General features: G+C 65.6%; 8 protein-coding genes. 6 read left to right on the forward strand and 2 right to left on the reverse strand.

Annotated elements, in window-relative coordinates; genetic code table 11:
• Positions 1–65: 65 nt before the first annotated feature.
• Entirely contained in the window at positions 66–854 is a 789-nt protein-coding gene (locus JQ617_RS03145) for an SDR family NAD(P)-dependent oxidoreductase (protein ID WP_212025955.1), read from the forward strand.
• A gap of 9 nt (positions 855–863) precedes the next feature.
• A complete protein-coding gene (locus JQ617_RS03150; RefSeq protein ID WP_212024321.1) occupies positions 864–1,160 on the forward strand; it encodes a DUF1330 domain-containing protein in 297 nt (98 codons plus the stop codon).
• 116 nt (positions 1,161–1,276) lie between these two features.
• Here JQ617_RS03150 and JQ617_RS03155 read toward each other — a convergent pair whose 3' ends face one another.
• The gene (locus JQ617_RS03155; RefSeq protein WP_212024323.1) at positions 1,277–2,290 is read right to left on the reverse strand and encodes a zinc-binding alcohol dehydrogenase family protein; all 1,014 of its coding nucleotides are present in this window, start codon (positions 2,288–2,290) and stop codon (positions 1,277–1,279) included.
• 121 nt (positions 2,291–2,411) lie between these two features.
• Between JQ617_RS03155 and JQ617_RS03160 the strand changes: the two genes are divergently transcribed.
• Positions 2,412–2,789 carry a winged helix-turn-helix transcriptional regulator gene (locus tag JQ617_RS03160; protein ID WP_212024325.1) on the forward strand — a complete coding sequence of 126 codons (378 nt, stop codon included), beginning with the start codon at positions 2,412–2,414 and terminating at the stop codon, positions 2,787–2,789.
• A 39-nt stretch (positions 2,790–2,828) separates the two neighbouring features.
• Here the strand turns inward: JQ617_RS03160 and JQ617_RS03165 are convergent, their stop codons facing one another.
• Positions 2,829–4,460 (reverse strand): OprO/OprP family phosphate-selective porin, encoded by a 1,632-nt coding sequence (locus JQ617_RS03165; protein ID WP_212024327.1) that lies wholly within the window; start codon positions 4,458–4,460, stop codon positions 2,829–2,831.
• A gap of 313 nt (positions 4,461–4,773) precedes the next feature.
• Here JQ617_RS03165 and JQ617_RS03170 point away from each other — a divergent pair, with 313 nt between their 5' ends.
• The 3 genes from JQ617_RS03170 to JQ617_RS03180 are packed head-to-tail and all read left to right on the forward strand — an operon-like array spanning position 4,774 to position 8,808.
• The gene (locus tag JQ617_RS03170) at positions 4,774–6,183 is read left to right on the forward strand and encodes a DegQ family serine endoprotease (protein ID WP_212024329.1); all 1,410 of its coding nucleotides are present in this window, start codon (positions 4,774–4,776) and stop codon (positions 6,181–6,183) included.
• Entirely contained in the window at positions 6,180–7,517 is a 1,338-nt protein-coding gene (locus tag JQ617_RS03175; RefSeq protein WP_212024331.1) for a replication-associated recombination protein A, read from the forward strand. The genes JQ617_RS03170 and JQ617_RS03175 overlap by 4 nt, the downstream gene beginning before the upstream one ends.
• Before the next feature lie 52 nt (positions 7,518–7,569).
• Positions 7,570–8,808: an RluA family pseudouridine synthase gene (locus tag JQ617_RS03180; protein ID WP_212024333.1), complete on the forward strand. Its 1,239-nt coding sequence runs from the start codon at positions 7,570–7,572 to the stop codon at positions 8,806–8,808.
• Positions 8,809–8,868: the final 60 nt, after the last annotated feature.

Consider the following 8,868-nt stretch of genomic DNA (forward strand, 5'->3'; position numbering starts at 1 on the left):
TGAGGGACGATTGAAGCTGCTTGTGCAGCGCACGATATCTCCGTCAGCTTCAATGGAGGTGAATGATGAAGATCGACCTTTCCGGAAAGACCGCACTCGTGACCGGCTCGACCGCCGGCATCGGCCACGCCATCGCCAAGGGCCTTGCCGGTTCCGGTGCCAGTGTCGTGATCAACGGGCGCGGCCAGGACAAGGTCGATGCGGCTGTGCGCAAGCTGGAAGGCGCGGGCGGTAAGGTGCGCGGCATCGCCGCCGACGTCTCGACCGCGGCGGGCTGCAAGGCGCTTGTGGCCGCGTTGCCCGAGGTCGACATCCTCATCAACAATGCCGGCATCTTCGAGCCGAAGGATTTCTTCGACATCCCGGACGAGGACTGGACGCGCTTCTTCGAGGTCAACGTGATGAGCGGCGTACGGCTCTCGCGCGCCTACATGAAGGGCATGCTCAAGCGCAACTGGGGCCGCATCGTCTTCATCTCCTCGGAGTCCGGGCTCAACATTCCCGTCGAGATGATCCATTACGGCATGAGCAAGACGGCGCAGCTCTCGGTCGCGCGCGGTCTGGCGCAGCTGACCCGCGGCACCGGCGTTACCGTCAACTCCGTGCTGCCGGGCCCGACCATGTCGGAGGGCGTCGAGACCTTCGTGAAGGATCTCGCCAAGCAAAACGGCCAGTCGGTGGACGAAGCCGCCGCGAATTTCGTCAAGCAGCATCGTCCGAGCTCGCTGATCCAGCGCTTTGCCAGCGTCGACGAGATCGCGAACATGGTGGTCTATGTCGCCTCGAAGGAGGCCTCCGCCACCAACGGTGCGGCGCTGCGGGCCGAAGGCGGTATCGTCAACACGATCGCCTGAGGCCGGATCATGTCGGCTTATGTGATCTCCGAAGTCGAGATGCGGGACCCCGATGGTTTCGAGGCCTATCGGACGCTCGCCGCGAAGACGATCGCGCAGTACGGCGGACGTTATCTCGTTCGCGGCGGCAAGGTCGATCTTGCCGAAGGCAACCTCCCGCCGAAGGCCATCGTCATCGTCGAATTCGAATCGATGGCACGGCTGAAGGAATGGTACGCCTCGCCGGACTATGCCGAGGCGCTGAAGATCCGCGCCGGCGCGCTGGAGCGGCGGCTGCTGTTCGTCGAGGGTGTGCCGGAAATGTAGGGTGGGTTAGCCCTGCAGATGGGCGACGCGCATCTGCTCGGCGTAACCCACCACTTCTGTTGCCGCGGAAAAAGACGTGATGGGTTACGCCTTCGGCTAACCACCCTACGTAGCTGCTACCACCCCTCCAGCACGATCTTGCCGCGCGACTTGCCGCTCTCGAGCAGCGCATGGGCGCGCTTGAGGTTGGCCGCGTTGATCGTGCCGAAAGTCTGGTCGAGGGTGGTGCGCAGCACGCCCTTGTCGATGAGGTCGGCGACATCATTGAGCAGATGATGCTGCGCGATCATGTCCGGCGTCTGGAACGAGGAGCGCGTGAACATCGATTCCCAGTGCACCGAGATCGCCTTGCCCTTGAAGGTGCTCATGGTGAATTCCGGGGGATCGTCGATCAGGCCGAACCGTCCCTGCGGCGCCATGAAGTCGGCGATGCTCTTGTAGTGCTGGTCGGTGAAGGTCAGGCTTGCCACCAGCGCGACCGGCGGCAGCTTGAGCTTGTCGATCTGCTCCTTCATCGGCTTGCCGTGGTCGATCACCGCATGCGCGCCGAGATCGAGACACCATTTCTGCGATTCCGGCCGCGTCGCGGTCGCGAGCACCGTGAGGCCGGTGAGGCGGCGGGCAAGCTGGATCAGGATCGAGCCGACGCCGCCGGCGCCACCCGTGATCAGAAGGGTGCGCGGATCGACGCTCTTGCCGGGCACGGCGCCGAGCCGGTCGAACAGCAATTCCCAGGCGGTGATGGAGGTGAGGGGAAGCGCGGCGGCCTGCGCGAACGACAGACTCTTCGGCTTGTTGCCGACGATGCGTTCGTCGACCAGATGGAATTCGGCGTTGGTGCCCTGGCGCAGGATCGAGCCGGCGTAAAACACTTCGTCGCCCGGCTTGAACAGCGTGACTTCGGGCCCGACCGCATCCACGACACCGGCGGCGTCATAGCCAAGGATCTTCACCTCGCCCTCGGGCGGCGCGGCGCGCTTGCGTACCTTGTAATCGACCGGGTTGGCCGAGATCGCCTTCACGGCAACGCGGATGTCGCGCCCCCTGGGATCCGGCTTCGCGGTCTCGAAATCGAACAGTGCGTCCTGATCCTCGATCGGGAGCGATTTCTTGTAGCCGACGGCCTTCATGGCTTGTCTCCATCAGATGGCGTATTCGCCTGCGGCTCTAACTGTCGCCCTGGCATCCATTTGGCAAGTACTGTAAATTCGGGGATATAGTCCCTGTTTGGATACCATCGGGAAAACACGCATGAAACGGCGCGACTTTACCCGCCGGCCGGGCTGCTCGGTCGAGGCGACGCTGGACCTGATCGACGGCAAATGGAAGGGCGTGATCCTCTATCACCTGCAGAGCGGCACCCAGCGCTTCGGCGAGTTGCGCCGCCGGATGCCCGGCATCACCCAGCGCATGCTCACCAAGCAGTTGCGCGCGCTCGAGGAGGACAAGCTCGTCATCCGCAAGGTCTATGCGGAAGTACCGCCGCGGGTGGAGTATTGCCTCTCGGAGCTCGGCGAGAGCCTCAGGCCGGTGATCGACATCCTGAAAGCCTGGGGCGAGAGCCACCAGCAACGGCTGTCCTCCGCGCCGGAGCCGGTGGTCGTGAAGAAGCCGAAGCGGGCGGCTTGAGTATCCGGGAGCGGTCCCTGCCGCTCCCGGACGAGATCGTCAGAACGCGAACTGCGTGCGCATCGCGATCGCATCGAACTTCGAGCCGACATCGGCGGTGGAAACCGGCGAGGCCTGCCTCGACACCGTGCCATGCAAATAGTCGAGCATGAAGCGGACGTTGCCGTTGACGTACCAGTTGAGCGCGAGCGTGTAGACCGTCTGGCGTCCGCCGGCGATGCCGGCGGCGGTCGCGAGCTGGTTGTTCAAATCCATCGTGGAGTAACGACCGGCGATCTCCCAGGCGCCCCAGCCACCGCCGTCGAGCGAGAACGGATGCTCCGGCTTGACGCCGCCATAGGCAGCGTTGCCCGGATTGTACTTGCGGGTTTCGCCGGTCAGGACGTAGGCCGCCTGGGCGTAGCCGCCCTGGAATTTCAGGCTTGGCGCTCCGATCAACGGCACGCTGGTATTCGCGTTGCGATCGACGTTGAAGAAGTAGTATTCGCCCTGGACCCAGAGCGATCCATAGGTGGCCGCCGCTTCCACGCCATAGACCTGTGCGCCCGCCACATTTGCAATCGCCCCGGTCGAGATCAGCGTCGTGGGGTCGATGCGCAGCTCGGGCCGGTCGCTGAGCGTGAGCGTTTGCGTGTTCGCGACCAGATTGCGCGGCGGCTGGATCAGCCACTGGGCGTCGCCGCCGAGATGCACCGAATAATCCTTGCCGCTGACGATCTGGCCGGCAACGCGGGCAGTCGCGCCGTATTGCTCGCTGGTGCCGGGAGGTGAAGCGCTCGAGGCGGAGTGAATCGCACCCGTGGTCGGACCGGTCACGTAGGCGCCGGCATAGAACACGTCGTTGTACCAGCGGGCACCGGCGGCAGAACGGAAGTCGCCGGCGGCGATGTTTTGCGCGATGATGCCGACCGTGGCGCGTTCCATGAAGGCGATGTCATTGGAGCTGGTGGACTCGTCCATGGTCCAGGCAATATCCATGACGCCGGCTTCGATCGCCATCTTGCCGCCGAATGGCTTCAGTCCGGTGTAGCTGATATAGGCGTTCTCGATACCGGAGGTGCCTCCGCCGGGCAGGAAGCCGACAGCAGTCCCGCCGGCGGCACCGGTGCCGCCAAATCCGTCGGACGAGCCGCCGAAATCGTAGATCAGCGCGAAATTCCAGTCGTTGAGGAATTTTCCGGTAACGCCGATGCGCGCGCGGCGGACGTTCTCGCCGCTGTCGAGCTTTTGCGGCACGGTTGCCGCCGTGTTGGGGCGATAATTATAGCCGCCGACATCCCAATGCACGCGGCTGGTGATGGCGACGCAGTTGGCCTCGTCGGCGGTGCAGATGGTCGGCCGGTTGTTCGGCATCGTGACCACGACACCGGAGGGGTGTACCGGTCCCTTGACCGGGATCGCCGCATTGGCGTTGGCGACCACGGCCTTCGCCTCCGAGCGCGCCTCGGCTTTCGCTTCGGCCTTTGCTTCGGCTTTGGCCTTCGCCGTGGCCGCCGTGTTTGCGGCAGTCTGGCTCTGCAGCTTGTCGAGCTTCTGCTCCAGCAACTTCAATTGCTGTTTCAGCAGCGCGATTTCCTGCTCGCTGCTGCTTGCCGATTGAGCCTGGGCCTGCGAGGCCGCCAGCACGCCGGCGAGACCAATCGCCGTGGCTGCCATTCTTCTCCTGCTCACGATACGCCTCCATCCTTTTGATGAACTTCCCCAAGTCGTCGGCGGAGAGCCTAGGTATGGTCGATGACTGCCCCGCGACGGTGCACCCCGGTTGCGCGGTTCCCACTGGTGCAAATTCGCCGCAACCGAATCCGTCACGGAACAGAATGCTGGATGATGCGCGTCATGCCAATCTGTCGCGCCAGGCGACTTGCGTTTTCGCACGGGGGCTTGCATTCCGGCGACACCCGAAGGGGGTGAATAATGCCGCCTGGCGGCCTTCTATTGCCCGGCGAACGCGCCTATATTCCGTCGTCTTTTCCGAGAGGTAGGAATGTTTCGATCGATCCGTCCGGCCGTTATCGTCACGGCACTGTGCATAGCGTTTTCAGCCCACTTCAATCCGGCCGCCGCGCAGGATCGCCGTGTTCCATCCTCGCCGGCCGAGCTGCGGCTGTCCTATGCGCCGATCGTGCAGCGGGTGCAGCCGGCGGTCGTCAACGTCTACGCCGCCAAGGTCGTGCAAAACCGAAATCCGCTGCTCGACGATCCGATCTTCCGCCGCTTCTTCGGCGTGCCGGGCCAGCAGCCCGAGCAGATGCAGCGCTCGCTCGGCTCCGGCGTCATCGTCGATGCCTCCGGCCTCGTCGTCACCAATGTCCACGTCATCGAGGGGGCGGATCAGGTCAAGGTGTCGCTGTCGGACAAGCGCGAGTTCGAGGCCGAGATCCTGCTGAAGGATCCGCGCACCGATCTCGCCGTGCTCAGGCTGAAGGACACCAAGGAGAAGTTTCCGACGCTCGACTTCACCAACTCCGACGAGCTCTTGGTCGGCGACGTCGTGCTCGCGATCGGCAATCCCTTCGGCGTCGGCCAGACGGTGACGCACGGCATCATCTCGGCGCTGGCGCGCACGCAGGTCGGCATCACCGACTACCAGTTCTTCATCCAGACCGATGCAGCGATCAATCCCGGCAATTCCGGCGGCGCGCTGGTCGACATGAGCGGCAAGCTCGCCGGCATCAACACCGCGATCTACTCGCGCTCCGGCGGCTCGCAAGGCATCGGCTTTGCGATTCCCGCCAACATGGTCCGCGTCGTCGTCGCCTCCGCCAAGAGCGGCGGCAAGGCGGTGAAGCGTCCCTGGCTCGGCGCGAAGCTGCAGGCGGTGACGCCCGAGATCGCCGAGAGCCTCGGTCTGCGCTCGCCGACCGGCGCGCTGGTCGCGAGCGTGGTGCCGAACGGTCCCGCGGCCAAGGCCGGCCTGAAATCCTCCGACCTCATCACCGGGATCGACAACCAGACCGTCGACGACCCCAATGCCTTCGACTACCGCTTCGCCACCCGGCCGCTCGGCGGCACCGCGCAGATCGACGTGCAGCGTGGCGGCAAGCCGCTCAAGCTCGGCATTGCGCTCGAGACCGCCCCCGACAGCGGGCGCAACGAACTCGTCATCACCACGCGCTCGCCGTTCCAGGGCGCAAAGATCTCCACCATCACCCCGGCGATCGCCGACGAACTGCATCTCGATGCGGACGCCGATGGCGTCGTCGTCACCGAGATCGGCGACGGCACGGCGGCGCAGAATGTCGGCTTCCAGAAGGGCGACATCATCCTCGCGGTGAACAGCCAGAAGATCGCCAAGACCGCCGATCTCGAGAAGGTCGCCAAGGACACGCCGCGGCTCTGGCGCATCACGGTGGTGCGCGGCGGTCAGCAGATCAACGTCACGCTGGGCGGATGAGTCCGAAGCGACCACAGGAGACACCGACGCTGTTTGCCGCGGCGGGGCTCGACCACGAGGCTCCGCATCCGCTGCCGGACCGCCTGCGCCCGCGTGCGCTGTCGGAGGTCGTCGGCCAGGATCATATCCTCGGCCCCGACGGCGCGCTGACGCGCATGCTGGAGACGCGCACGCTGGGCTCGCTGGTGTTCTGGGGGCCGCCCGGCACCGGCAAGACCACCGTGGCGCGACTGCTGGCGGACGCGACGGACCTGCATTTCGAGCAGATTTCCGCGGTGTTCTCCGGCGTCGCCGACCTCAAGAAGGCCTTCGACGCCGCGCGCGCCCGCCGCGAAATGGGCAAGGGCACGCTGCTGTTCGTCGACGAGGTGCACAGGTTCAATCGCGCCCAGCAGGATTCGTTTCTGCCCGTGATGGAAGACGGCACCGTGGTGATGGTCGGCGCCACCACGGAGAACCCGTCCTTCGAGCTCAACGCGGCGCTTTTGTCGCGCGCGCGCGTGCTGGTGTTTCGCTCGCTCGATGCCGCCGCGATCGAAAAGCTGTTCACTCATGCCGAGGAGGTCGAGGGCAGGAAGCTGCCGCTCGATGCCGAGGCGCGCGCGGTTCTGGTGCGGATGGCCGATGGCGACGGTCGCGCCTCGCTGACGCTCGCCGAAGAGGTCTGGCGCTCGGCGCGCGCGGACGAGATTTTCGACGCCGCGCAGCTGCAGGACATCCTGCAGCGCCGCGCCCCGATCTACGACAAATCGGCCGACGGCCATTACAACCTGATTTCGGCGCTGCATAAATCGGTGCGCGGCTCCGATCCCGATGCCGCGCTTTATTATCTCGCCCGCATGCTCGATGCCGGCGAGGACCCGCTGTTCCTGGCCCGCCGCGTCGTGCGCATGGCGGTCGAGGACATCGGCCTTGCCGATCCGCAGGCGCTCGTCATTGCCAATGCGGCCAAGGATGCCTTCGATTTCCTCGGCCATCCCGAAGGCGAGCTCGCCATCGCGCAGGCGGTGGTCTATCTCGCCACCGCGCCGAAATCGAACGCGGTCTACGCCGCCTTCGGCACCGCGATGCAGGTCGCAAAACAGGCCGGCTCGCTGCTGCCGCCCAAGCACATCCTGAATTCCCCGACCAAGCTGATGAAGTCAGAGGGCTACGGCTCGGGCTACGCCTACGACCACGACGCGCCCGATGCCTTCTCCGGCCAGGACTACTTCCCGGAGGCCCTCGGCCGCCAGACCTTCTACGACCCGCCCGAGCGCGGCTTCGAGCGCGAGATCAGGAAGCGGCTGGACTACTGGGCCAAGCTGCGCAAGGAGCGGGGCGGCTCGCGCTAGAAGTGGCCATTTCGTCGTGACGGAAGGCCGCTTTTAGGGTACGCAGGCAATCATGAGCCGCCGCATCAAGAGAATGAATCCAAAGCCCCGTTCGCGTGACGAGCGCGATGATTCGCGTCCGCAGCAGACGCGCGGCGCGAAGAAGGCAGGGGCGCGTCCGGGCGGCAAGCCCGGCGGGAAGCCGCCGCGCTTTGCCGGCGAGCGCGCCGAGCGGCGTGGCTCCGAGCGTGCAGAACGGCGTCCGCCCAAGGAGGCGCCGGAGAGGGCCGCGCCCGAAAAGCCCGTCGAGGCGCTGCTGCCGACCAAGGTGCAGACCGTCAAGGTCTCGGCCGACGAGAACAACATGCGCGTCGACCGCTTCCTGGAAGCGCGTTTTCCCGGCCTGTCGTTCTCCCACATCCAGCGCGTCGTCCGCAAAGGCGAGCTGCGCGTCGACGGCAAGCGCGTCGACAGCAAGGACCGGTTGGAGGAGGGGCAGAGCGTCCGCATTCCGCCGTTGAAGCTCGATGCGCCGAAGGTCGTCGGCGAGCTCTCCGAGGCCGCGCAGAAGACGCTCAAGGCGCTGAAGGACATGACCATCTATGAGGACGACGACGTCCTCGTTCTGAACAAGCCGGCCGGCCTTGCCGTGCAGGGCGGCTCGGGCATGACGCGGCACATCGACCAGATGCTGGAGGTGATGCGCGATTCCAAGGGCCAGAAGCCGCGTCTCGTGCACCGTATCGATCGCGAGACCTCGGGCTGTCTGCTGATCGCCAAGACGCGCTTCGCCGCCTCGCATCTGACCGGCGCATTCCGCTCGCGCTCGGCGCGCAAGGTCTATTGGGCGCTGGTGCCGGGCCTGCCGAAGCCGAAGCAGGGCCGCATCTCGACCTTCCTCGCGAAGGAAGAGAGCGAGGACGACACCATCATGCGCATCGCCCAGCATGGCGACGAGGGCGCCAGCCACGCGGTGACGTACTACGCGGTGGTCGAGACCGCCGGCAACAAGCTGACCTGGGTGTCGCTGAAGCCGGTGACGGGGCGCACGCATCAGCTTCGCGCCCACATGGAGCATATCGGCCACCCCATCGTCGGCGATCCCAAATATTTCAACATCGAGAACTGGCAGCTGCCGGGCGGCCTGCAGAACCGGCTTCACCTGCTGGCGCGCCGCATCGTCATCCCGCATCCGCGCGGCGGCGTGATCGACGCCACCGCACCGCTGCCGCCGCACATGCAGCAGTCGTGGAATCTGCTCGGCCTGGATGCCAGCCGTTTCGACCCGATCGAGAACGCGCCGGAGGAGTAGGGGGCTGAGGAGCGCGACGTTTCCCCGGCGTCGTCCCGGCGAAGGCCGGGACCCATACCG

Source organism: Bradyrhizobium sp. KB893862 SZCCT0404, assembly GCF_018130885.1.
GTDB lineage: Bacteria > Pseudomonadota > Alphaproteobacteria > Rhizobiales > Xanthobacteraceae > Bradyrhizobium > Bradyrhizobium stylosanthis.

What these genes read in the sequence shown, in the direction of transcription:
- JQ617_RS03145 (WP_212025955.1), top strand. Translation starts at nt 66, where the DNA reads ATGAAGATCGACCTTTCCGGAAAGACCGCACTCGTGACCGGCTCGACC.
- JQ617_RS03150 (WP_212024321.1), top strand. Translation starts at nt 864, where the DNA reads ATGTCGGCTTATGTGATCTCCGAAGTCGAGATGCGGGACCCCGATGGT.
- JQ617_RS03155 (WP_212024323.1), bottom strand. Translation starts at nt 2,290, where the DNA reads ATGAAGGCCGTCGGCTACAAGAAATCGCTCCCGATCGAGGATCAGGAC.
- JQ617_RS03160 (WP_212024325.1), top strand. Translation starts at nt 2,412, where the DNA reads ATGAAACGGCGCGACTTTACCCGCCGGCCGGGCTGCTCGGTCGAGGCG.
- JQ617_RS03170 (WP_212024329.1), top strand. Translation starts at nt 4,774, where the DNA reads ATGTTTCGATCGATCCGTCCGGCCGTTATCGTCACGGCACTGTGCATA.
- JQ617_RS03175 (WP_212024331.1), top strand. Translation starts at nt 6,180, where the DNA reads ATGAGTCCGAAGCGACCACAGGAGACACCGACGCTGTTTGCCGCGGCG.
- JQ617_RS03180 (WP_212024333.1), top strand. Translation starts at nt 7,570, where the DNA reads ATGAGCCGCCGCATCAAGAGAATGAATCCAAAGCCCCGTTCGCGTGAC.